We start from the raw sequence: 25,943 nt of genomic DNA, 5'->3' as shown, positions 1-25,943 counted from the left end.
AATATAACATCAAGGATATTTAACCAAATCAATCTCTATAAAAGAACTTTTCCATTACCTTTTATTCTAAAAAAAAAAATAATCAACTCATATTTAACAACTTCCCTTATATGGGATAGCTTATTTTAAAATGAGCTCGGGAATAGCAGGCCATTTTTTAAAGCCAACATTATACTATAAAAATTATCGAATACAAGAATTCTTAATCAATATCATCATAACAATATTGATATAACATTTTAAAATGATCTTTCATTTTTTGTTTGGCTAGTTTCGGATTTTGATTCTTAATAGCCTCATAAATTTCTGTGTGTTCTTGAATTCCTAAAGCAGCCCGATTTTCATCACAAACATGATGCTTTTTAAAATTAGTAATAATTTCAGGAGTAATAATAAGCATTAAACTATTTAAAGTACTATTATCACAAGCATCGGCTATAGCTAAATGAAATAATAAATCTTCTTGCACAGCATCTTCCCCTTTTAAAACTTTCTCACAGTACCCATCAAGAGCATTTTTAATTTGAATTAAATCTCGATCTGTTCTTCTAGAAGCAGCGAATCCAGCAGTTTTTAATTCCAATAAAATCCTTGTTTCTACCAACGATTTAAAATCAGGACTTTTTAAACGAGAAATACTATCAATCATTCCATTCATGCCAATCGTTCCAATATTTGCAACAAATGTTCCACTTTGGGGAATAGATTCTAACAAGCCATAAAACTCTAACTTTTGTATAGCTTCGCGTACAACACTTCTGCTTACACCAAACTTTTCAGATAACATCCGTTCCGATGGTAATTTATCTCCAAGTTCTAAATTTTTATAATTAATTAAATCTCTTATTTTCGAGATAATAGAATTTAATACTTCTTGATTGTAACTTTTTAAGTTACTTTTTATTACATACATGCTCCTTTTGCTTATTAAAAATCTTACTAATCAGTTAAATAAACATTATATAATTAACACTTAAATCACAAAATATATTTATTCCCATAAGTAAATTAAATATAACGGAATGTTTTTTAGTGTTTTAACTAAAAATATTCCGTTATATTATGTGATTTAAAATATTCTTTTTCTTGTTTTGGATAGAAATTTTATTCAAATCAATTATTAGGACTTTTATTTTTGAAACTACTTCTTTAGATGTTATTACATACTCTATTTAAACATTATTATTAACATAAAATAATTTCATGCTTTCAGAGTTAAATAAAAAAGTTGTGCTCCTTTTTCTTTTGTTTGCGAAACACATCATCTTGAAAACTTGGAACAAACCAGCTAAAACATATCTACTATTTTAATATAATTAATACTAAAATACTACATTCATAATTATCAATATAATCTACCATCTTTAAATCTCCCTTTTAAGTATACAGAGGTAACATTATATTGCTTAAAACTAAAAAATGATTTATAATATAGCCAATCTTCATTTTATCTTATTTACTAATTTTAAACCAATCTATATCTGCATAACCACCACGCTTAGCTGCTCGTGTACTAACACAAAAGACACCTAATTTAGCGCCAATCCACTTCCCTGGCAAAGCTTTGAAAGGCTTCCCAATAATTTTAAATTTTACACCATTTTCTGAATAACTAAATTGACATATAGCATTAATCCCTTTATCTTCTATTTCAACTCTAAAATATGCTTGATCACTGTTTATTTTTTCTGATTCAACAATAATTTCCTTACCTCCTTTCATTGCATTATTAGATAAAGATTGTTCTATATAAAAAACATCATTTTTATTAGTAATTTGTAAAGTAGCATAATCCTTTCCCATAATAATCAACCCTGCTCTTTTCCCTTCTGTTGACTCTTCAGGAATCAACTTGATTTTAGTGGTTGCAGTAAATTTTTTTGCAGGAAATTTTTGTAATAATAAATTAGGCACCATCCATAAATTTTTAGCAGCTTCAGGGATTTTTATAGAAAATAATCTTAAATAATCTGAATCTCTTAATTTAGCATGCCATAATATATTTGGGTTAGCTTGATACTGCCATTGTAAACCAATAGTATTACCTGTAAAATCATCTGTTTCTTGAGGCGTAACGATTGGATATGTTTTACCTACATTTGGTTTTACATGAACCATAACAGGTTCACCAATACCATCACCATCTATATCCTCCCCAATCACCGGCCAATCATTGACCCAACACATTGGTTGCAAATGTACGATTCTTCCATAAGCCTCTACATCTTGAAAATGATAAAACCAAGATTCACACATTGGAGTCTCTACCCATGCACCTTGATGTGGTCCGTTTATTTCAGTTTTACCTTGTTCTATTACAACTTTTCTTTCGTAAGGTCCGTAAACATTTTTGGAACGTAAACACAATTGCCAACCTGTAGCAACTCCTCCGGCTGGTGCAAAAATGTAATAAAATCCATTGCGTTTATAAAATTTAGAACCTTCTACAGTAGGATCAACTCCATGACCATCATATACATGACAACCTTCATTAAGAACCTTATTACCTTCGTTATTTAATTCTCTAACAGTCAAGATACTTTTAACTCCTGCCCTACTTCCTGCCCATCCATGAACTAAATAAACACGCCCATCATCATCCCAAAGGGGACACGGATCAATAGCTCCTTTTGCTTCCATTACTAAAACTGGAGCTTCCCATTTACCAAAAGGATCTTTAGTTTTCACCATATAAATTCCAAAATCTGGATCTCCCCAATAAATGTATATTTCATTGTTATGATATCGAATACTTGGTGCCCAAACACCATTTCCATGTTGTGTAACAGTATAATGATCTAAAGGAATTTGTTTTGGTAAAGCATAATTAACTAATGTCCAATTGACCATATCTTTAGAATGTAAAATAGGTAAACCAGGTGTACAATTAAAACTAGAAGAAGTCATAAAGTATTCATCATTTACTCGAACCACATCTGGATCAGAATAATCTGCATGAATTATAGGATTCAAATACATACCATTTCCTAAATCTGAAACCCAAACATCTGAAACATAAGCTTTGGAAGCCTGTGAAAATAGAGTATTAACACAAAAAATAATAAACAAAAAGATATAATATTTCATTATAATTTAATTTAATTCTACACTCGCCATTATAAATGGCTCCATCCCTTTAGAATCATTAAAACGATTTTATTAATTTGTATAAAATTCATTTGATCCATCACGATACGGTTTAACTACCAAACCAAGTTTACCAAAACATTTAACTAAACTTAAAATTCCATTTTTTAACTACAATAAGTTTATTTGAAATCCCAAATTAACCTTTCGAAGCAATAGCATAATACATTTATGATAATTTCTTTTTCCTATACCTCTAGTTAATATATTTTATATTTATAACCATTGATAGTCACTAACATCTAAATAATCTTCCCATATGTACACCTGTTCCTAAATATGATACTACAAACCATCTAACTGCATTTGATTAAAGGTAATTTTCTTATAGCAATATTCTCAATCTAAATTTATAGATTGAAATTCTAATTTATTATTTAAAGTTTTAATACTCTTTAAAAGCGATCTTCCTTGGTTATTGAATATAAAATCAATAAAACATCAAAAATGTTGTCATATCCAAATTTATGTTTATACCAATTATATTTTGGGATTCCTATTATTAATACCACCCATAACTTTATTTAATTTAAATATTAGTAATTTTTTTCACCCATTTATACCTACTTACCAGAAGCCCCAGGCCCTGATGAATTGAATTCAGCATAAAAAGAAGTGTGCTCATCATTAGGTTTATTCCAATTATGCCACCCCTCTTTTTTAATTAATTGATCTATAAAACAATTAACAAACACAGTTTGCTCATAAATGTTCCAAGGTATTCCTAAGAAAAAAGTAGAAATTTTAGCATTTCCTATTATTTTACAGTCTTAAAAAACGAAACAAAAATCAACACTTTCATTAGCATAATAAACTGTAAATCAACTACTTGGATGTTTGTAAAAAAATTTCACAATTTTCAAAACAAACTATAGACCAACCAAAAATGAAAAAAGAAGTTGAACCTGATGTTCCTATCTCTTCTCCAAAAGAATTATGTATTTCAGCAAAATCATCATAAGTTAAAATAGTTTTTTCTTTATTTTTTCCTATAAATGTTACATTCACTTTTGAAGAAGTAAGAACTAATTTTTCTTTATAAATTACATTTTTTATTAAAATTATTGTTTTTTTTTCTAAAATCAGAAACGGCATTAATAGCTTCTTGAACAGTAACAAATTCACCTAAATTGTTTTGATTTATTTGTTGCATTAAAGAGACATTTAAACTTGAATAAAGCAACTTATAAAACGAAATTTCTGAAACATTAGCATTAACAGAAAATGAAAAAAAATCTGCAAGAGGAAATAACCAATTATTAATTTTAAATTATAATTCATCCAATTTAAATTTTACTGTTTCAAGATTAATCACTCAAACTATATTAAATTAGCTAACTTTTATTTAAAACCTAAATTTCAAATATTTAACCTTCATTACTATTTCTTAATAAATTACCAATAAAATTAATAAATGGTAAGAATTAATTTTATCGATATACCAGTGAAAACATTAAATAAATCTATTAGATTTTAACCAGTTTTCACAGTTAGTTTTCCATTGTAAAAAAATTTTATTTTCAGCTAAACCAAAACCATGTCCACCTTTCTCAAAAAGATGCAATTCCACAGGAACTCCTACTTTTAATAATGCTAAATAATAATTAATGCTATTTTCTACAGGCACAGCTATGTCGTCTGTAGCATGAACTAAAAATGTACGCGGAGTCTTTTCATTTACATGTAATTCATTAGAATAGCTTTCAATTAATTCAGTTGACGGAGATTTCCCTAATAAATTAATTTTAGATCCATTATGTGTTATACCATCTTTCATTGAAATTACGGGGTAAATTAAAATACAAAAATCTGGTTTAGCACTTATCTCATCTATTATATATAGTTCTTTATCGTATTTAGTAGATAACAAGGAAGCCAAATGACCACCTGCAGAGAACCCTAAAACACCTATTCTGTTTACATTCAAATTATATTCAACCGCATGTCTTCTTATAAAACGCATCGTTTCTTGGGCGTCTTGTAATGAACCAATCCTTTTATTAATCATTATTTTATCACTTGGTAAACGATATTTTAAAATGAATACTGTAATACCTAAACTGCTAAGCCACTTACCAACCTTTGCTCCTTCTTTATTCATTGATAAATGATTGTATCCTCCTCCAGGACATACAACAATAGATGTACCATTAGCTTTATCTTTATCTGGTAAATAAACAGTTAATGTAGGTATTGATACTTGAGAAATACTAGTTAGTAAATATGATTTAAAAGTAGCTACCTCTTTATATTCATCATTAACAATTGAATTTGGAATATCTGTTTCCCATAGCGGAAATGTTTTTACCCTCTGACAATAAAGTGTATTCGCTATTATTATAAATAAAATCAAATAGCATGTTTTACTAAAATTATTTTTTTTAAACATCATATATTATTTAAGATAGATCACTAACTCCGGAACTTGTTTTTTTAACTGAGAAACAACTAATTTACTTACTTCTAATGCTCCTTTAAAAGATAAATGAGTATCATCATTTTTTCCTTCAGGATAATAAGGATTTTCTCCAGGTTTAAAATGAAGATGCAGCTTAGCAGAATTATTAGGACCATATCTCATTTCCAATTCTTCTGTTAACCATTCTAAGTCAATAAACGGAACGCTTAAATCATCGGCAACCAAACGTGTCACTAAAGGATATGCTCCATGTGTATCTACTAATGTACCGAATTCATTAAAATTTCGCCTAACAATAGATGATAATAAAATAGGAATTCCGCCTTTTTCACGGGTATCTTTTACAAAGCGCTCTAAGTTATAGCGGTATTGGGTATACGGATTTGTATACCGTTTGGGATCTTTCTCTTTTTGATCGTTGTGTCCAAATTGAATAAACACATAATCCCCAGGTTGTAAATACTTAGAGATACTATCCCAACGACCTTCTATAATAAAACTTCTACTACTACGCCCGTTTACAGCTCTATTATCTACGGTTACTTTTGGATTAAAATAGGTCGAAAAAACTTGTCCCCATCCAAATTCAGGATTCGTTTCTGGCTGTTTTTTATTTGCCATGGTAGAATCACCAATCATATAAATCTTTACCTTTCTTTCTTGTGATGTCTTTAATGAAAGAAAAACAGCACACAATATAAGGATTACAAATACTTTAAAATTTCTATAAGTTTTTATTTCAGCCATTCCTCTTCAGAATTAATTTCTAATATATTTTCTAACGTGTAATCACTTGCTTGTTTTTTACTGAGTTGATGAGACCAAGAAACTCGTTTATCGGTCGAAGAACCTTCACCTGTATTATTGTATTCAGCATAAAACCCTAGAGATTTTGGTTCGGTTTTAGACCAATTATGCCAACCTTCAGGTAAAATATGGCTACCTAAATTACAATGTAAGAACACCGTTTTAGCATAATTTCGCCATGGACGTCCCAAATACACTTCATGTACATTTTCTTCAGCAGTTAGCTTGCAGTCCTTAAACACAAATCCGAAACTGTTTCCCTGTGTTGTAGAAGCTGCAGTGACAAACGAATCACTTTTACTACGGATTTCACAATTTGTAAAAAGCGTTATTGCATTTCCAAAAATAAAATCGGTTGTCCCTGTTATTAAGCAGTTTTTAAACCACTGCTTATTTCCTTCTCCGCTAAGATAAACCGTATCTTGATTTCCTAAAACATTACAATTTTCTATTACAAAACCATTCGCATTTACACTTAAGGCAACAGCTTGCCCAACTGCTCCAGCTGTATTTTGAATGGTTAGATTTTTAAACTGCGTATAATTACCTTCAACCAAAACAGTAGACGTATGAAACGTACTATTTCGACCTAAATTAATACTTTCAAAATAATCGTTGTACGTGATTATGGTTTTTACTTTGTCTTCACCAATAAATGAAATTTTAGGATTCCATTCGTAAACATGAATTTTCTCGATATAGGTTCCGTTTCGAATATAGATAGTTATGCGTTTATACGGAAATGATTTACAGTTATTAATAGCATCTTGAATAGATGTAAAATCGCCACTTCCGTCTTGAGACACAGTAATGTTGTATGCATTTTCAGGAGTTACTTTTAGATTCTTTTTCCATACAAGATATTTTGTTAAAACCGTATTAGGCTCTGTATTATACCATGCGTAACCAGCTCTACGTTCCTGACTGATATCCATAATGGATGCTTTTTTCACACCATCACGATCACAGAAAAAAGGTATATTATCTTCTAAACCCATAAACCGAGCCCAAAGCGGCTTAGCTTCTAAATCTTGCACATAACGCTTTTCCTTTAAACCCGCTTCGGTTATAAAACGTTCCTCCTTTAGACCTGTAATTTTTGTATTTTTTAACCAAGTTACCGCTGCTAGTATAGATCGTTTTACATCATCTGAAGGATTTTTTATAGACATTAATAACAATACGATTTGGGCAGAATCTACTCCGCCTAAAGATGGTAACTCATAAGCGCGTGCTTTTGCAGGCTGAAATGTAACTTCGTCATGTTGTGCACACCAACCTGTAAGTGTTCCATTTTGTTTATACTGTGTTTGTAAAATGCAATCTATCCCTTTTTGAAAAGCTAATAATGTTCTAGATCTTGTTTCCTTATCTACCGTTATTCCTAACGTCTTCGACCCGTCAATAATATCTTTTAAAATAGACATAACATGAATCATTCCGCCATCATTATAAGTGATATGCGTATAATATCCTTTTCTCAATGGATAGTATTGAGGCCATCCACCATTGGGATATTGTGCTTCTAGTAAATAATCTAAGCCTTTTAAAAAAGCATTTTTGTAATCTTCGTTTTTTGTTTGCTTATAGACTTTAGATAAATAAATCATTTCTAGATAGGTCGCACCATTATCTATTGTACAACGTTCAGAATCAGATTTAGTATCAATCAGTTTTTGTTGTTCTGCTTCCGATAACGGATGATGCATAGCTTTATTTTTATGCCAACCCCCGATATCTTTTTGATAAAGTAAAACATTTTCGGCAATACCTTGTGCCTCGTCTGAACGATACCAACTGGCATCCATATTTTGAACAATATCTGTCCAAGAGTGATCTAATATTTGAGCGTAGGCACTATATTCTAATGAATTATAAAAAACTAAAAAAACAAGGATATGTTTAAAATATTTCATAATAATTTTTGTTATGACTTATAAAAAATGAACATCTAAAGCTTAATTTCATTTTGATATAAATTTTTTATTTATCTAATTCTATTGCAGCTAAAATAAATGGACCAACACCTTTAGGATCATTATCTTTTTTTCTTTCATTTACATAATATTCAAAAGAACCAGAACGATAAGGATTACCTCCAAGACCTGCTACCTGACAAACTTGGGTTAACGTAATTTGACCATCTGGAGCTGTAATGATTAAATCTCGTATCATACCATCAAAACCTTTTTTGGCAATAGCTTTAAATTCTGAAGGCAAATAACCTTGGTTTACTCCTTTTGCAAGCGCATACACAAACATTGATGTACCTGAAGCTTCAAGATAATTTCCTTCTTTATCACCACCATCAGTAACTTGATACCATAACCCAGAATTGTCTTGATATTTTGTTAACGCTACTGCCAAATCATTTAAATAAGTAATAAGTTCTAGGCGTTTTGGATGATCTTCTGGAAAATAATTTAAAACATCTACTAACGCCATAGCATACCAACCAAGTGCACGTGACCAGAAATTAGGAGATGTTCCTTTTTCTTTATCAGCCCAATCCATCATTTTACTTTCATCCCAACCGTGATAAAGTAATCCAGTTTTTGGATCTAAAGCATGTTTCTGAATTAATTCAAACTGCTTTGCTACATCGTCTAAATTTTTACCGTTTTCAAACTCTACAGTGTATTGAGCATAAAACGGAGCGCCCATATATAAACCATCTAACCACATTTGATAAGGATATATTTTTTTATGCCAAAAACCACCTTCAGAAGTACGTGGCTGTGCTTCTAATTGCTTTTTCAAGGTCTGCATCGCTATTAAATACTTTTCTTCTTTGGTTATATCATATAAATCGAAAAGCAGTTTTCCTGCTTCAATCATATCGATATTATATTTTTCTATATCATATGTTGCTATATGACCTTGAGCATCAATCAAGATATCAGCATAAGATTTCACATAGTCATAGTATTTTTTATCGTTTGTTTTTTCATATAAATGTTCAAATCCTGATAAAACTAAGCCATGTACATAATCCCATTTAGGTTCTGTTTTGTGATCTATTTGGTAAGATTCAGGATGACGTTCCATAACAGAAAGCGCCATACGTTCGGACCATTTTAAGTCTTTAGGAATAGTAACTTCTTGTTTTTCATTTAAATAAATTAACTCTTTACTTTCTTTTGTTTCTTTACAACTTGTAAACGCCAAGCTTAAAATAAATAGATATATTATTGATTTTTTCATCTTGTTATAAGTCATTATTAGTGTTTAATTCGGCTAATTTTTCATTTAAGTAAGTAAAAAAATCATCTTGATTTGTAATACCATGTTTCTCCTTTTCCCAAGCCGCTAAAAAATAAAAGGTTATAGGAGCAGTTGTCGGTTTAAAAATCACTAAATGATCGTCTTTGCCTTCTTTAAGATTATCTACAGTATCTACCATATAAAAAAGCGCCATACCTAATTGATCAGGAACCAATGTTTGTTCTCCATAGGTTGCGATATAAGCCCAAGGTCCCGACATATCATTCATTTTAACAATACCAACATTATGATTTACTATACCCGTACAAATACCAGAAATGGCTTTTGATGATTGAATGGTATGTTTAGTAATTCGCGACTCTGATTTTATTGATAAAATTGATTTTAAATCTATAATTTCTCCAGCTGTCTTCCAGCCTTTGTAATTTACGAGAACGCTTGAAGATTCGGTATTATTTTCTACGTTAGCCGTAGTTTGTTCAACAGAATTAAAATGTAAAACTTCGTCATTTACATAGCGACCAATAGAACCTATTCCCAAAGATTTTCCTGCCTTAAGAATATCCATTCCCCAGTCGCTCATTTCGTGATACGAATCGAAACCGTCTTGTCCTACATGATATAATTCCAGAGAATCAGTTACTTTCCCAAAGATATCTATAGCATTTCTCCAATCTAAATATAAACGGTAACCAACTTTATTACTTTCCCAACCTGGACCTTCATATTTAAGATACCAAGAATGATCCGTATGTGCTTTCGGGACAGTAAGTTTTGTTACATTTTTAAAAGTTGTTCCGTTGCTATATTCTTTATGACCTCTAGAACCATCTGTCCATTCACCTCCTTGTGCAATAGAAATTTCAGCATACGTTTTTGGTTTGTGTATGGCAACAGGTTCTGGCTTTGATTCCTTAGTTACACTTTCAGACTCTTTAGATGTGTTTTTACAAGAAAGGAGACCTCCAAGAATTAGTAGGAAAATTAAAAATCGTGTTTTCATAATCTATAATTTAATTAAGACTGAGATTTAGGAAATTTAGTATACTTCTAATAACCTCGTCAAACCAAGGATTAAATAACCAAAAGGTGTGAGGAGCATTATGGATTGTTTTTACTTGATATTGAATATTGTATTGTTTTAAAATGGAAATCATTTCGTCCCGACCAGCTTGAAAGCGTTCGAAATCACTAGCGATGAATAATGTAGGCGGACAATTTTCATCAATATAGGTTAAAGCTGAAGCTTCATTCCAAAGATTAAGATTATTTTTTTCAGTATCCCCAATCCAACTTGCGGCTAAGGTACCTTCTTTAGATTTGGGATGACTAAAGGCTAAAATACCATCAATATTTATAAGCGCTCTTAAATGAACAGGCTCTTTTTGGAATGTTGTACTATGTGAGGTTGCAGCCACTAATGAAGCTAATTGTGCTCCAGCAGAACAACCTAATATTATAATCTTATTGGAATCTATTTTAAATTCTTCTGCAGATTGAATAATAAACTGAATTGCATCATTGATGTCGAAAATAGCTTCAGGAAATTTATATTGGGGGGCTAATCTATAATCTATTGTAAAACAATTAAATCCGTTTATTGCTAAATTTTGAGCCAAAGGATCAAGCATCTCCTTAACCCCTGATTTCCAAGCTCCTCCATGAATCAAAATAATTGCTGGTTTGCGGTTTTCTTTTATATTTATAAAGGCATTCATACATAAATTAATATCCGCCTGAACCTTATAAGAAATATTTGGAATACATAAAACCGGTTCAACATCTTTCAACTTGGCAATTGACACATATGAATATTTTTTAACTATTTTTTGATATGCTGAATTTATAGTATAACTAGTATCTACAGTATTATGCTGAGAAAACATGTTATAACTAAAAGCAAATAACAAAAACCATATATTTTTTTTACAGAACATTATTTATCTCATCACTAAAGATTTAGGAGTTCAATAGTATATCAAACTCCTAGACCAATAAAAATTAACAAAAACAACTATTTAACGCTTAATTATAAGCAGGATTTTGTGAAAATTCAGGATTCTGATTTAAATCTATTGCAGATTGTGGAATCGGACGTAAAATCTTAAGATTTCCTGCATTACCAGAAAAATAACTTTCATTAACTTGTGAATTATACTTAGCTGTGCGTTCAACTAAAGTACCAGTACGTTTAAGATCAAACCAACGATGATATTCACCAAATAATTCTCTTGCTCTTTCATCTAATATGACATCTATATCAATTTCAGATAATGCGGCAACATTAGCTCTATTCCTAACTTCATTTAAACGCGCCAAGGCAGTACCGAGATTACCTGATTTGTAATAAGCTTCAGAAGCTATCAAATATGTCTCACCAAGTCTTGATAAAACTATGTCTCTAGTACTGGTTCCTTTATTGGAAAATTGTTGATCTGGATCATCAAATTTTCTAGCTGAAATAGATTCAGCATCAGCATTGACATTGATATTAGCACCATAAGTACCATATTTATGGTATACAGCACCAGGATGAGCAATAACATAACTTATACTATCTTTGACAGAAGATTTCCATTTTGGAGCATAATAGTCAGAAACGGATAATTCATCATGATCTTTTTCTTGAACATTATAAAAATCATAATAATTTTCAAAAATTTCTGTCATAAATGTACCTTCCCAGCGATCATCACCTTCTTCATATAAATCAATCGTATAATCAGTAGCAATTAAATTATAACTTCTACTTGGTGCAGAACCTGCAACTTCAGGTCCTCCTAAATAAGATCCAAAAAAATATGATTGCATATTACCAAGTTCCTCAGGATCAGTACTAATAATTGATTGACTGTATTGAACTGAGAAGATAGTTTCAGAATTCATTTCATTATCTGGTGACCAAAGTTCACCAAAAGGGATTGATAAAGATTCCCCAGCGATAGCAGCATCTGCATAAGCTGCTGCTTGGGAAAAATCATTTTCATTACCATACACTTCATAACCTCTTGTCAATAATACCTTCGCCAAAAGATGCTCTACAGCTCTTCTATTAACACGACCTGTATAAGCCCCTTCAGAAACTAAATCTAATGATTCTTCAAGTTCACTTATAATAAATGAATATATTTCATCTTCCGAATTTCTACTAAAGGATAATATAGGTGAGTTTATATAATCTGTTACAAGACTGACACCACCATATGTTTGTACTAATAAAAAATAAGCGTTTGCTCTTAGATATTTTAACTCCCCTTTATATTGTTCTAAATCGTCTGAATAATCCGTAATCTCATTATAATATAATCCCATATTTGCAATTTGAATTGCACTAAAAGCATTTTCATATAAAGGTTCTATTTCGGGTGTTCCTGCAGATAATGTTAAATATCGACTGATACCAACTGGTTGCTGTGTTCTACCGTCTGAATACATATCTGTACCAGCACAAAATGTCCAAGGTTCTTTCCCATAAATATCACTAAGCATAGAATAATTAGCATTAATCAAAGATTCATATCCTGCGCTTGTCTCGTAATATTCCTCGGCTACTACATTAGAACGAACATCCTCTTCTAAGAAATCGCTACAAGATGTAAATAATAGCCCCATCACAACTAAACTTATAAATATATTTTTCATTTTATTGACTTTTAAAATTTAACACTTAATCCTAATTGATATGTGATGGTTCCAACCCCTCCTCTTGTCAAGGAAACTGTAGCCCATTCTGGATCATATCCTTCATAATCAGTAAAAACAAAAGGATCTAATACGTTAGCATATACTCTTAAATAAGTAAAACCTAGTTTATCTAAAATACTTTGATCAAAGGCATAACCAAAAGATATATTTTTAACTTTTACATATGAAACATCTTTATAAAAAGCTACCTCCTCATCATTCCAATATGTCCCTTCATTTCTAGGTTGTGGTATTGTATTTGAATCACTTGTATTTAAACCTGCACTATTAGTAGGTACAAAATAATTTATACCAGAAAGTCTCTGTCTTCCTCTTTGCTCAACATCTAAAAACTCTCTATGAAATTGACTAAAAGCTGTAGCTCCTTGACTAGTAATTACTGATGCTGCAAAATCAAATTGTCCAACAGTCAATTTAGTATTAAAACCTCCTGTCCAATCAGGTTGTGTACTTCCAATAATTTTACGGTCATCATCTGCAGTTATTTTTCCGTCTTCATTTAAATCTTTTACTTTAGCTTGTCCTGGAGTTTGACCAAAAGCTGCTGCTAAATCACTTTCATCCTCTTGCCATACACCATCAAAAACATAATTATAATAAGAACCTAAAGGTTCGCCTACAAACAAACCATTACCAATATCATCAGAACCATCTCCATATAATTCTTCTACAGCATTATTATTTTTCGCAAAAATAAATGATGTTTCCCATCTTACTTTTTCATTAGCTATATTTACAGATGTTAAAGCAACTTCTACTCCTTTATTACTAATAGATCCGATATTAGAGTTTGTTGTTCCCCAGCCTGATTCTATTGGTAATTGCTGAGCAAACAATAAATCTTCAGAAAGCCTATCATAAATATCTACAGAACCAAATAATCTATCCTCATAAAGACCAAAATCGACACCAAAATTCACCTCTCTCGTACTTTCCCAAACAAGAGAACTATTAGACAAAGTTCCTGGAATCCAACCATTTGAAGTACTACCATTTAGTTCATAATATGTTTGTTGATCTAAAATGTTTTTTGTTGAATATGGATCAATGATATTGTTCCCTGTATAACCATAACTGACTCTAAGTTTAAAATCAGAGATGAAATCTACATTTTCCATAAAATCCTCTTCACTTAATCTCCAAGCAAATGCAGCAGAGGGGAATGAGTCCCACTGTTTTCCTTCTGCAAATACAGATGAACCATCCCATCTATTTGATAATGTTATTAAATAACGGTCCATAAATGAATAATTTAAACGTAAAGCAAATGAAGCTAATGTTTGTTTAGAATAATAAGAGCTGATTGCAAATGTTTCTTGTTCACCAGAACCAATATTATTGTATTCTGTATCAAAAGGCATATTTCTAGAACTCATAGAACTACCTTCAGTGACTGTAGAATAAATACTTTGCAACCCTAACAAATTAAAGACATGCTTATCATTAATTGTTTTTTTAATATTTACAGTATTATCCCATGTATAATTGAAATTTTGATAGTTTTCTAAACTTGAAGATGGCATATCATTATTTGAAACACCTACACTAGTCATTGCACCCCAAGATTCACCTATTCTTCGATCATCCAAGCCTGCTGAGTAATTTGTCTTAAAAGTTAACCATTCTGTCGGTCTATATTCGACAAAAGCACTTCCAATCATATTCCATCTTTTTGTTAAATCACTAGTATTTTTGATATCTAAAAGAGGATTATAATTACTCGTTTTATTGATTAAATAATTACCATCTGCATCAACTAATTTTCCTGGCAAAGGATATAATTCACCATCTAAGCCATATGGAGTCATTACAGGAGCTAAACGAAAGGCATCACGCATAGCAGTACTACTTCCCGCCTGAATTTCAGTTAAAGAAAGAGATATCGTCGTTCCGACAGAAAACTTATCGTTTATTTTATGATTCACGCTAGTTTTGAAGGTGTATTTATCTAATGATTCATTATCGACATTCCCTGTTTCATTTTGAACACCTATCCCTAAAGTATATGCTAAACCATTATCTGCTCGACCTGAAATAGAAAGATAATTATTTGATTGTGTTGCTGTTTTTAAAACGGCATCAGTCCAATTAAATGTTTCATTATTTATAACACGTTGTTCTAACAAACTATTTTGTGTTCCTATTACTGTATTGTATAAACTTTCAGGACTCCAAGACATTGGATCAGTACCTAAATAAGCCGACTGATGATAATCCCACCATTCGGCAGTATCCATAAATTCTGGCATTCTCGCAACACTTTTAATTCCATAGAAAGAATCAAATGATACAGTCAGCTTACTTTTCGCAGAGTTACCATTCTTAGTCGTAACCAAAACAACACCATTGGTTCCTCGTGATCCATATATAGCAGTAGAAGATGCATCTTTTAAAATATCTATAGATTGAATATCATTAGGATTCAAAAAATCAATTCCATCAGTAGGAACACCATCAACCACATATAATGGCTGAGCATCAGTATTTAAGGAACTATTACCTCTAATTTGAATATTAAAACCATCTCCAACACGACCACTTGAATTAGAAATTACAACACCTGCGACATTACCTTGAATTGCTTCCATAGGATCGGTTACATTCCGTTCCGTCATAGATGAAGCATCTAAACTACCTACTGAACCTGTTAAATCTTTCTTCTTCTGCGTACCGTATCCCACAAGTACAACTTCATTTAATTCTTCAATATTTGCTATTAAATTAAAATTAATAGAGCTCCTCCCGGATACATTTATTTCTTGTGATATATACCCTATATAACTAATATACAAAATAGCATCTGAGTCTACAGATAAAGAATAATTTCCATCAAAGTCTGTAGCCGTACCATTTGATGTATTTTTCTCAATAATATTCACCCCTGGTAAAGGCATTTTACTTTCGGCATCCAATATAACACCATTAATAGTTAACTTTTGCTGTGCGAAAGTTAAGTTGGACAACAAAATAGCCATAATAAATAAACATTTATTTAAAGATCTTGGCTGTTTGAGATTTAAAAAATAATATTTCATAATTAATCAATTGTTTGTTTGTAAATAATTTTAAGGTTAAATTTTTAGTTATTTTTTTTCTATTTCATTTATATTTGTATTAATTAATTTTATATTATTAACATATTCTAAATGTTGTGTTTTTTTCACCTTTTTTATAGTAATATTACTCAACGTTACATCTTCGATTGGATAATTTTTATGACCTCTAGCTAAAATCCCATATTCTCCTCCATCATCGACAATTATATTATTTAGATTTATATTTTTCACTTTTGGATAATTATCCCCTGTTTGCTCTCCATATATTCCATAGAATAAATTAATTTTTAAGACAGCCTCTTTGACCTGACCAATTCTTAAATTTCTCACATAAACGTTTTCAACAAAACCACCACGTTTTGAATTTGTTTTGATACGGATTGCTCTCTCTAAATTAGGACTATCCATTTCACAATTTTCAACAAAAACGTTTCTTACTCCTGCAGATATTTCACTCCCCATGACAACTCCACCATGACCATCTAGCATTTTACAGTTTTGTATTAGAATATTCTCACTTACAATACCAACACGTCTACCTTCATCATCTCTACCTGATTTAATAGCTATACAATCATCACCTGTATTGAATGTGCTGTTTTTAATTATTACATTTTTAGAATATTCAGGATCACAACCGTCATTATTAGGACCATGACTTACAATATTAACACCATCAACAATAATATTTCTTGACTTAAAAGGGTGAATAACCCAAAAGGGAGCATTTATTATTTTTACATTTTTTATTAAAACATTTTCGCATTCAAATGGTTCTATAAAATTTGGTCTTAAAAAATAACCTTTACCAAAAACACGTTTAGACACAGGGACATTAGCCTCTGCCATTTCCACTAATCTATCACGATTCCCTTTTACATGTTGTGAGTCCATCCCTTCTTCCCATCCATAAATTTCTTTACCACACCAGCTCCACCAATTGGAATTGTTTGCATTACCATTTAACACACCTTTTCCTGTAATAGCTATATTTTTTTTACCTCTAGCATAAATTAGAGGAGAATAATTTATATATTCATTTCCTTCAAATGAAGTATGCACCAAAGGATAATAGTCATTAAGATCATTACTAAATTTAATTTCACTCCCCTTTTCTAAGTGAAGATTCACATTATCATCTAAATGAATAGGACCTGAAAGAAAAAGCCCTTCAGGCACAATGACATACCCACCTCCATCAATGGTACATTTTTTAATTGCATCTTTAAACGCTTGAGTATCTAGAATTTCATCATTTGATTTTGCTCCAAAATCTAAAATATTATATTCAACATTTCTAAATACAGGTTCTTTAACTGTTTCAGTCAAGTGATCAGCTAATTGCCAAGCAACAAGTTCATTTTGACCTTTACAAGCAATAGCACTTATCAAGACAACATATAAGAATAAAAAATTATTTTTTTTCAGAACACCACCTGTACACAAATTGATTTTTATTGTTTTATCCATTTTCATATAATATATTGAATTATTCATGTAATCGATTACACAAATCTAAACAATTACTATTATAAAAAAAAATTTATTTTATTGTAAATGAATAAAACATAAAATAACACAGTTTAATAGGTTTATATGTAAAAAATAATGCAAAAAAATTAAAAAGAACATAAAAGCAAGTCGATACATTGATATATTTCAAGACATACAACTCTCTTTATGTAATCGATAACATGAAAATAACTCAATGAATAATGACTATATTCATTTTTATTCTTAAACTTGTATCATGAATGAAAAAGTGACTATATATGATATTGCGAAGAAACTAAAAACTTCAGCAGCTACAGTTTCAAGAGCATTGAACAATAATCCAAATATTAGCGAATCAATGCGACAATTGGTTTTTGAAACAGCCAAGAAAATGAATTACAAACAAAACAAATTAGCTTTGGCTTTAAAAAGTGGAAAAAGCAATAATGTGGGAGTAATTGTACCATACATAGATCGTAGTTTCTTTTCATCAATAATACGAGGCATTGAGGACGAACTTTATCCTAGAGGCTATAGAGTTATTATTAGTCAAACTCATGAAACCGAACAAAAAGAAATAGATACAATTAACATGCTTTTAAATGCACAAGTAGATGGTATCTTAATGTCTGTATCAAAATTTACTGCGACAAACTCACATTTTAAAAGAGTTCTAGATAACAATATACCTTTGGTTTTTTTCGATAGAAGATACAAAATGAAAGGTGTTAGCAGCGTTGTTATTGACGATTTTCAAGGTGGGTTTGACGCCACAAATCATCTAATAAAACTTGGTTGTAAACATATAGCTCATATATCGGGTGATATGAGTTTAGAAATTTACAGAAATAGATACGAAGGATACAAAACAGCTATTGAAGATGCTGGTTTAGAATTTAATCCGACTTATGTTATAGAATCAAAAAATGATATAGAGGCAGGGCAAACAGCTGTTGATTTCTTATTAAACTTGGAAACACCTCCGAATGCAATATTTTCTTCAAGTGATTATGTTGCTCTTGGAGTAATACAAAAATTAAAAGAAAGAGGTTTTAATGTTCCTCAAGATTTTTGTGTGGTTGGTTTTAGTAATGAACCTTTTACAAAATTTATGGAGCTAACCATGAGCACCGTAGATCAATGTACAGTAGAAATGGGTAAAATGGCTGCTCTTGTTTTTTTAGAACAAGTAAAAAATTCAAAAATAAAAATTGAGAAGAAAGTACAACTCTCTCCTCAACTTATAATTAGGGGGTCCTCATCTAAAAAATTATAACTATAACGAAACTCCTCGTTTCCATGGAATAAAATCATTTTGGTTTAAGGTCATAGATTTGGTTTTAATTTCACCACTAGCCACTTTCAAAATATACTCTAACATTATTTCTGCCATCTCTTCAATATTTTTTTCACCACGTATTATCGCTCCTGTATCGATATCTATAATATCTGACATTTTTTCAGCTAACTCTGAATTTGATGCTACTTTTACAACAGGAGTCACTGGATTTCCTGTTGGTGTACCTAATCCTGTAGTAAACAATATTATATTTGCTCCAGAACCAGCCATAGCTGTTGTACTTTCAACATCATTTCCTGGTGTACATAATAAGTTTAATCCTGCTTTATACACATACTCTCCATAATCTAAAACATCGACTATAGGAGAAGCACCTCCTTTTTTAGCGGCACCAGCTGATTTCATAGCATCAGTAATTAAACCATCTTTTATATTTCCGGGAGATGGGTTCATATCAAAACCTGATCCTGCATTAACAACAGACATCTCAAAGTCATTCATTAATTTTAAAAATTTATCAGCATCCTTTGTATTTACACAACGATTTACCAATTCTTGTTCAACACCACATAATTCTGGGAATTCAGATAAAATGGCAGTCCCACCTACAGCAGATAAAATATCTGAAACCTGACCTAATACTGGATTAGCTGAAATTCCTGAAAAGCCATCAGACCCTCCACATTCTAACCCAACTTTTAATTTAGAAATAGACGCTGGTTTACGTTCGATATTATTTGCTTCTTTAATAAATTTATAAGATTCTTTTATCACTCCTTGAAGCATATCATCTACTATACCCGATTTTTGTTGTTCATATATAACGATCGGTTTTTTATTAACTGGATTGATTTCATTTAAAGCATCTTTAAAAATTTGTATTTGTAAGTTTTGGCACCCTAGACTCAATACAGTGGCACCTGCCACATTAGGATTATTTACATAACCTGCTAATAATTTTGCCAATAATTCTGAGTCTTGACGAATACCACCACAACCACCTTGATGGGTAATAAATTTAACATCTATATTGTTAAATACTCGAGAATCTTCAATCTCGTCTTCGATCTCAACTGAGTCACTGACCAATGATCTTAGTAATAAACGATGCTTATTTACATTTTTGTGTAATAATTCATTTTCAAAAACATCTTTTAATACTTCAATATTTCTATTTTCACAAAACACTAAAGGGAAAAACAGCCATACGTTAGCTGTACCAACTTGACCATCCTCCCTATGATACCCCATAAAATTCCTATCTTTCCATCTATCTACATTCGGTGCATTCCAAACAAATGATTCCGTTTTTCCTGAAACTTTTGCACTTTGGTGTTTTACATTTTTGGTCGTTAAAACCTCTCCTTTTTCTATAAATTGAGAAGCTTTACCAACTAAAACACCATACATTTTAATAGCATCCCCGACATTAAATTTATGTAAGGCTATTTTATGTTTTGCTTTTGTAAATGTTGTAGCTATATAATTTAGTGAATTTAATGTAAGCACTTCACCGGCTTTAATATCAGTAAGAGCTACAGCTACATTATCATCTACATGAACTTTTATTATTTTATTTTCCATAACTTTTACTCTTTAAAAAGTCTTAAAATTGTTTGCTAAAATTGATAAATCCGACTTGAGTAGAGTTTGTGTCAATTTCAATAAGAGCAGCAACGATAGTATGTGTAAAATTGTTTATTCTGGTTAAATCCTCACCCCAAAACAATTTGTTTTCTAAGATGAATTTGGCTGTAGCTTCATAATTACCTAATGCCCATGCTTTTTCAAAAGTTTTTACTATTTCAGCATCATCATTAACAGGCAAAGTATCACCAAGCCATGTACCTTTATAGAAACGAAGTAAACAAGCAAAAGAGAACATTAAATGTATAGGTAATTTATCATTAATTTTTATATAATCCAGTAAACTTGGTAATACGCGCACTTTAAATTTTGAAATAGAATTTAAAGCAATACTTGATAATTGATGTTTAACAAACGGATTTCGAAAACGATCGAAAACATCTTCTCCAAACTGTTTTAACTCGTCTTTATCCATATCTAAAGTTGGAATAATTTCATTAAAAACGGTATTTTCAATGAACTCACCAGTAAAAACATCATCTACAGATTCCTTTACTGTTTGTTTACCTGAAAGCAAACAAAATGGAACCATAGCCGTATGTGCACCATTTAAAATTTTAACCTTTCGAGTTCTATAAGGTTGCATATCATCTACAATCTTTACATCTAAGTCTGTTTTATCGAATGGTAGTTTTTTCTTTAATTCTTCACCACCTTCTATAACCCATAAAAAAAAGGCTTCTGCAGATACTATTAAATTATCCTTGTAATCTAATTGATGGTTGTAATCTTCAATTTCATCTTTAGGATAACCTGGCACTATACGATCTACTAATGTACTATGAAACGAACAATTATCTGACACCCAGACTTTAAACTCTTCACCTAATTTCCAAAGTTTTACATATTGTAAAATAATATTTTTTAAAGTTTCAGAATTATGGTTAATTAACTCGCAAGGAATAATAGTTAATCCTTTTGAAGAATCACCTTTATAATATTTAAAACGTTCGTTAAGTAAGATTGTTAATTTAGCAGGAAAACTACTAGGCGGTTGCATGACTAAAGTATCGGACTCTACGTAATTAATACCCGCTTCCGTCGTATTAGAAATGATAAACTCTAAAGCATCTTCTTTAGCAAGACTAATATATTCTTGAAAGTTTAAGTAAGGATCTATAGACCTCACAATATTTGTAATTAATTCGTGTTCTTGAATTTCTTTACCTTTTTTAATACCCTTCATAAACAGCGTGTACAGACCATCTTGATCGTTTAGCATCTTAACTAAACCACTATTTATAGGTTGTACAACAGCAATTCCTGCATTAAAATCTGCATTTTTATTTAAATGTTGGATTGCGTACCCAACAAATGCTCTTAAAAAATTTCCTTCCCCGAATTGAACAATTTTAAGGGGTAATTTTTCATCTAATCCTAAGGATTCTCTATTTAGATTTTTGATTGATTTCATATTTTGTAGTTGTAAATAATTAAGAAAATTACAAATCTGTTATTGGTTGGTATTTTGGAACTAAAGTTTTCATAATTACCCAACCAATTAAATAACAAACGGCACATATAGAAAAAATAATAAAATATCCAGATTCAATACCTTTGAATCCCATAAATGACATATTTGTACTTTCACTATAGTCAAATAAAAGTCCAGATCCCTTATTAATAAAAGTTGAACCTAATCCACCGGCTAAGCCTCCAATACCGGTAACAGTCGCAATTGCTTTTTTAGGAAACATATCTCCAACTGTTGTGAAAATATTTGCGGACCAAGCTTGATGAGCGGCTCCAGCAATTCCAATAATTATTACAGGAATCCAATATGTATAATGTCCTAATGGTTGTGCTATTAAAGCTAATAATGGGAAAAAAGCAAAAATTAGCATAGATCTCATTCGTCCTTCATATGGATTCATTCCTTTTTTATCAACAAAATAAGAAGGTAACCACCCCCCAATTATTGAAAGTAATGTTATCATATATAGTACAAATAATGGAAGCGCAGCTTCTGTAGAATCCATCCCGTAAACAGAGCTTAAATAAGCCGGTGTCCAGAATAGGAAAAACCACCAAACTCCATCAGTCATAAATTTACCAAAAGCAAAAGCCCAAGTTTGTTTGTATTTAAAACAATCTAATAAAGACACTTTTTTATTACTTTCGGGAACATAGCCTACTATTTTACTGTCTGCAATAATATCCTGTTGGATATATTCTAATTCTGCTGCATTTACTTTTGAATGCTTTTCTGGTTTTTCATACATAAATACCCAAAAGCCCATCCAAATAAAACCTAATGCTCCAATTAAAATAAATGCCATTTCCCACCCATATGCTTCTGCAATAAACGGAATTGAAATTGGTGCAGCTAATGCTCCAACAGTTGCACCTGCGTTAAATATACTTGTTGAAAAAGCACGGTCTTTTTTAGGAAAAAATTCCGCAGTAGTTTTTATTGCAGCAGGAAAATTCCCTGCTTCACCTAATGCCAAAACAAAACGAGCAAAAATAAATAACGTAACACTTACTGACATTACTAGACCAGTATCGCTAACGGTACTAAGAACTTCTTTAGCACTTTCAAAACCCAGAAACCAATCTCCTGTTATATAACCGGCAGTTCCTATGCCTGAGAACGCATGCAAACATGCTCCAAGAGACCAAATTCCAATAGCCCAAAGATATCCCTTTTTAGTATCTAAAATATCTATAAAACGACCAGCAAACAATAGAGAAACAGCATAAAAAATAGAGAATAAGGCTGTGATATTTCCATAATCATTGTTTGTCCAATGAAACTCAGGTGCTATAAAATCTTTCCATGTTAAAGAAAGCACTTGCCTGTCTAAATAATTTATAGTCGTTGCCATAAACAATATACCACAAACAGTCCAACGATATTTTGTTGGTTTGGTATTTATATTTTCATTCATAATTAATAGTTTGTGATTTTAAAAGTTTGTTCATATTTAAAACTTATTTAGGTTTAGAAGTCAAAATAATTTTTCGCGTTGTTATAACTAATATCTGAAACCATTTTTCCGATCCATTCCATTTCATTTGGCAACTCACCTCTTTGGATTTCATCTCCTAAAAGATTACAAAGAATGCGTCTGAAGTATTCATGTCTTGGGAACGATAAGAAACTTCTAGAATCTGTTAACATACCTACAAAACAACTAATTAATCCCATATTGGAAAGGGCGTTTAACTGCTTGGTCATTCCATCTTTTTGATCTAAGAACCACCACCCCGAACCAAGCTGTACTTTTCCTCTCACACTACCGTCATTAAAATTTCCAATCATGGTAGCCATAACTTCGTTTTCTGCTGGATTCAGATTGTATATAATGGTTTTGGTTAATTTATCTTTACTATCTAAAGCATTTAAAAAAGCTGATAGTTTTTGAGCTTGAGGATAATCATTTATAGAATCCCAACCGGTATCAGGTCCTAAAATACGGTGCATACGTGTATTGTTATTTCTTAATGCACCTAAATGGAATTGTTGTACCCAACCAAACTCATGATACGTTTCACATAAATAAATTAACACAGCACCTTGAAATTTTAAAGCTTCATCGTTAGTAATAAATTTATTTCCTAATTGTTTTTGTAATATTAAATTGACTTCAGTTTCTGTGTAATTTTCAAAGTAAATCTGATCTAAACCGTGATCAGAAAGTCTACATCCGTTATCATGGAAAAACTGAATCCTTTTTCTTAAAGCATCACATAAATCTAAAAATGAATTAATAACCACCCCTGCTACTTCTCCTAAAGAAACAAGGTATTCATTAAACCCATCGTTAGTAATCAATATTGCTTTATCTGGTCTGAAAGCAGTACTCACTTTAATATCAAAATTTTCTTTTGCTAATTTCTGATGATGCTCTAAAGTATCAATAGGATCTTCTGTAGTACAAACTAATTCTACATTCACTTTTTTAAGTAAACCACGGCAACTGTAACCGTTTGAATTTAATTTAGATTGTGTTTCGTCCCATACTTTTTTAGCAGTGTTTTCACTTAATAATTCATTAATATCAAAATATCTTGCCAATTCTAAATGTGTCCAATGATATAATGGATTACGCATAGTATAAGGAACAGTTTTAGCCCATTTAAAAAACTTATCTTTATCCGTAGCATTTCCCGTTATAAATTCTTCCTTAACACCTAAAGTTCTCATTGCACGCCACTTATAATGATCACCATTTATCCAAACATTAGTGATATTATTAAATGATTTGTCTTCTAAAATTTGTTGAGGAGGCAAATGATTATGATAATCAATAATTGGTAAATTTTTAGAATAATTATGATATAATTCTTCAGCATATTTATTCTCTAATAAAAAATTATCGTTTATAAATTTTGAGTTCATATTTTAAATTTTAATCTTCATTCGAAGGTTTACCAATTGTAGCTAAAATTCCACCATCAACATATACTATATGACCGTTCACAAAATTGCTTGCTTCAGATGCTAAAAAGACAGCTGCACCTCCTAAATCTTCTGGATTACCCCATCTAGCGGCAGGAGTTCTACTTATAATAAAGTCATTAAAAGGGTGTCCATCTACACGGATAGGTTCTGTTTGAGAAGTAGCGAAGTAACCTGGTCCAATTCCGTTGACTTGAATATTATATTTAGCCCACTCCGTAGCTAAACTCTTAGTTAACATTTTTAACCCTCCTTTAGCTGAAGCATATGCAGAGACAGTATTTCTACCCAATTCACTCATCATAGAACAAATATTTATGATTTTTCCGCCGTTGTTAGCAATCATATGTCTACCAACTAATTGAGACATAATAAAAGGACCTGTCAAATCAACATCTATTACACGTCTAAAGTCTGTAATTTTCATATCTTCAGCAGGAACACGATTAATAATACCGGCGTTATTTACTAAAACATGGATAGGTCCTTCTTTTTCAATAATTTCGGCAACTTTTTCTGTAGCTCTATTTTCATCAGTCACATCAAAGACATAACCTGATGCTTGTAATCCAATCGAAGTATAGTAAGCTATTGCTTTATCTAAATCTTCGCTAAATATATTAGTAATTACTAATTTTGCTCCAGCTTTACCTAAAGCTTCAGCCATTGCCATACCTAAACCATGAGTGGCTCCAGTTATAATAACTGTTTTATTTTCTAAACTAAATAAGTTCATAT

The 25,943-nt window shown here is 31.1% G+C and carries 19 protein-coding genes; 1 reads left to right on the top strand and 18 read right to left on the bottom strand.

The window, feature by feature from the left end; all coding sequences use genetic code 11:
- Positions 1–202: 202 nt before the first annotated feature.
- The 13 genes from Q1B05_RS10925 to Q1B05_RS10870 all read right to left on the bottom strand — a co-directional run bounded on the left by Q1B05_RS10925 (position 203) and on the right by Q1B05_RS10870 (position 17,835).
- Positions 203–913: a FadR/GntR family transcriptional regulator gene (locus Q1B05_RS10925; protein WP_299780585.1), complete on the bottom strand. Its 711-nt coding sequence runs from the start codon at positions 911–913 to the stop codon at positions 203–205.
- 539 nt (positions 914–1,452) lie between these two features.
- The gene (locus Q1B05_RS10920) at positions 1,453–3,087 is read right to left on the bottom strand and encodes a glycoside hydrolase 43 family protein (protein WP_299780583.1); all 1,635 of its coding nucleotides are present in this window, start codon (positions 3,085–3,087) and stop codon (positions 1,453–1,455) included.
- A 623-nt stretch (positions 3,088–3,710) separates the two neighbouring features.
- Positions 3,711–3,890 (bottom strand): pectinesterase family protein, encoded by a 180-nt coding sequence (locus Q1B05_RS18720; RefSeq protein WP_366944371.1) that lies wholly within the window; start codon positions 3,888–3,890, stop codon positions 3,711–3,713.
- 82 nt (positions 3,891–3,972) lie between these two features.
- Entirely contained in the window at positions 3,973–4,242 is a 270-nt protein-coding gene (locus Q1B05_RS10915) for a pectinesterase family protein (RefSeq protein WP_299780581.1), read from the bottom strand.
- 358 nt (positions 4,243–4,600) lie between these two features.
- Positions 4,601–5,500 carry an alpha/beta hydrolase gene (locus Q1B05_RS10910; protein ID WP_299780579.1) on the bottom strand — a complete coding sequence of 300 codons (900 nt, stop codon included), beginning with the start codon at positions 5,498–5,500 and terminating at the stop codon, positions 4,601–4,603.
- A 42-nt stretch (positions 5,501–5,542) separates the two neighbouring features.
- Entirely contained in the window at positions 5,543–6,313 is a 771-nt protein-coding gene (locus Q1B05_RS10905) for a rhamnogalacturonan acetylesterase (RefSeq protein ID WP_299780578.1), read from the bottom strand.
- A complete protein-coding gene (gene pelA, locus Q1B05_RS10900; protein ID WP_299780577.1) occupies positions 6,301–8,289 on the bottom strand; it encodes a pectate lyase in 1,989 nt (662 codons plus the stop codon). The genes Q1B05_RS10905 and pelA overlap by 13 nt, the downstream gene beginning before the upstream one ends.
- A gap of 67 nt (positions 8,290–8,356) precedes the next feature.
- Positions 8,357–9,577, bottom strand: coding sequence for a glycoside hydrolase family 88 protein (locus tag Q1B05_RS10895; protein ID WP_299780575.1), 1,221 nt, complete (start codon positions 9,575–9,577; stop codon positions 8,357–8,359).
- A gap of 4 nt (positions 9,578–9,581) precedes the next feature.
- Entirely contained in the window at positions 9,582–10,601 is a 1,020-nt protein-coding gene (locus Q1B05_RS10890; RefSeq protein WP_299780573.1) for a DUF4861 family protein, read from the bottom strand.
- Between the two features lie 10 nt (positions 10,602–10,611).
- On the bottom strand, positions 10,612–11,484 hold the full coding sequence (locus Q1B05_RS10885; protein WP_299780571.1) for an alpha/beta hydrolase: 873 nt from the start codon (positions 11,482–11,484) through the stop codon (positions 10,612–10,614).
- A gap of 139 nt (positions 11,485–11,623) precedes the next feature.
- The gene (locus tag Q1B05_RS10880) at positions 11,624–13,240 is read right to left on the bottom strand and encodes a RagB/SusD family nutrient uptake outer membrane protein (RefSeq protein ID WP_299780569.1); all 1,617 of its coding nucleotides are present in this window, start codon (positions 13,238–13,240) and stop codon (positions 11,624–11,626) included.
- A gap of 11 nt (positions 13,241–13,251) precedes the next feature.
- Positions 13,252–16,338, bottom strand: a complete 3,087-nt coding sequence (locus Q1B05_RS10875; RefSeq protein ID WP_299780567.1) for a TonB-dependent receptor — start codon at positions 16,336–16,338, stop codon at positions 13,252–13,254.
- A 48-nt stretch (positions 16,339–16,386) separates the two neighbouring features.
- Positions 16,387–17,835: a glycoside hydrolase family 28 protein gene (locus Q1B05_RS10870; RefSeq protein ID WP_299780565.1), complete on the bottom strand. Its 1,449-nt coding sequence runs from the start codon at positions 17,833–17,835 to the stop codon at positions 16,387–16,389.
- 274 nt (positions 17,836–18,109) lie between these two features.
- Between Q1B05_RS10870 and Q1B05_RS10865 the strand changes: the two genes are divergently transcribed.
- Positions 18,110–19,129, top strand: coding sequence for a LacI family DNA-binding transcriptional regulator (locus Q1B05_RS10865; RefSeq protein WP_299780563.1), 1,020 nt, complete (start codon positions 18,110–18,112; stop codon positions 19,127–19,129).
- Here the strand turns inward: Q1B05_RS10865 and Q1B05_RS10860 are convergent, their stop codons facing one another.
- From Q1B05_RS10860 to Q1B05_RS10840, 5 genes are read right to left on the bottom strand one after another with little or no spacing between them, the layout of a single operon-like run.
- Positions 19,130–20,737 carry a UxaA family hydrolase gene (locus Q1B05_RS10860; RefSeq protein WP_299780561.1) on the bottom strand — a complete coding sequence of 536 codons (1,608 nt, stop codon included), beginning with the start codon at positions 20,735–20,737 and terminating at the stop codon, positions 19,130–19,132. It lies immediately after the preceding gene.
- A gap of 22 nt (positions 20,738–20,759) precedes the next feature.
- Positions 20,760–22,205: a tagaturonate reductase gene (locus Q1B05_RS10855; protein WP_299780829.1), complete on the bottom strand. Its 1,446-nt coding sequence runs from the start codon at positions 22,203–22,205 to the stop codon at positions 20,760–20,762.
- Positions 22,206–22,242: 37 nt separating this feature from the next.
- On the bottom strand, positions 22,243–23,691 hold the full coding sequence (locus Q1B05_RS10850; protein ID WP_299780559.1) for an MFS transporter: 1,449 nt from the start codon (positions 23,689–23,691) through the stop codon (positions 22,243–22,245).
- 53 nt (positions 23,692–23,744) lie between these two features.
- Complete coding sequence (gene uxaC / locus Q1B05_RS10845; protein ID WP_299780557.1) at positions 23,745–25,145, bottom strand: glucuronate isomerase; 1,401 nt, start codon at positions 25,143–25,145, stop codon at positions 23,745–23,747.
- Positions 25,146–25,155: 10 nt separating this feature from the next.
- Positions 25,156–25,941: a gluconate 5-dehydrogenase gene (locus Q1B05_RS10840; protein ID WP_299780555.1), complete on the bottom strand. Its 786-nt coding sequence runs from the start codon at positions 25,939–25,941 to the stop codon at positions 25,156–25,158.
- Between the last annotated feature and the right edge of the window lie 2 nt (positions 25,942–25,943).

The organism is uncultured Formosa sp., from assembly GCF_947500765.1.
Classification (GTDB): domain Bacteria; phylum Bacteroidota; class Bacteroidia; order Flavobacteriales; family Flavobacteriaceae; genus Formosa.
Note: the sequence above shows the minus strand (reverse complement) of the source record. Positions and strands in the feature narration are given on the sequence as shown.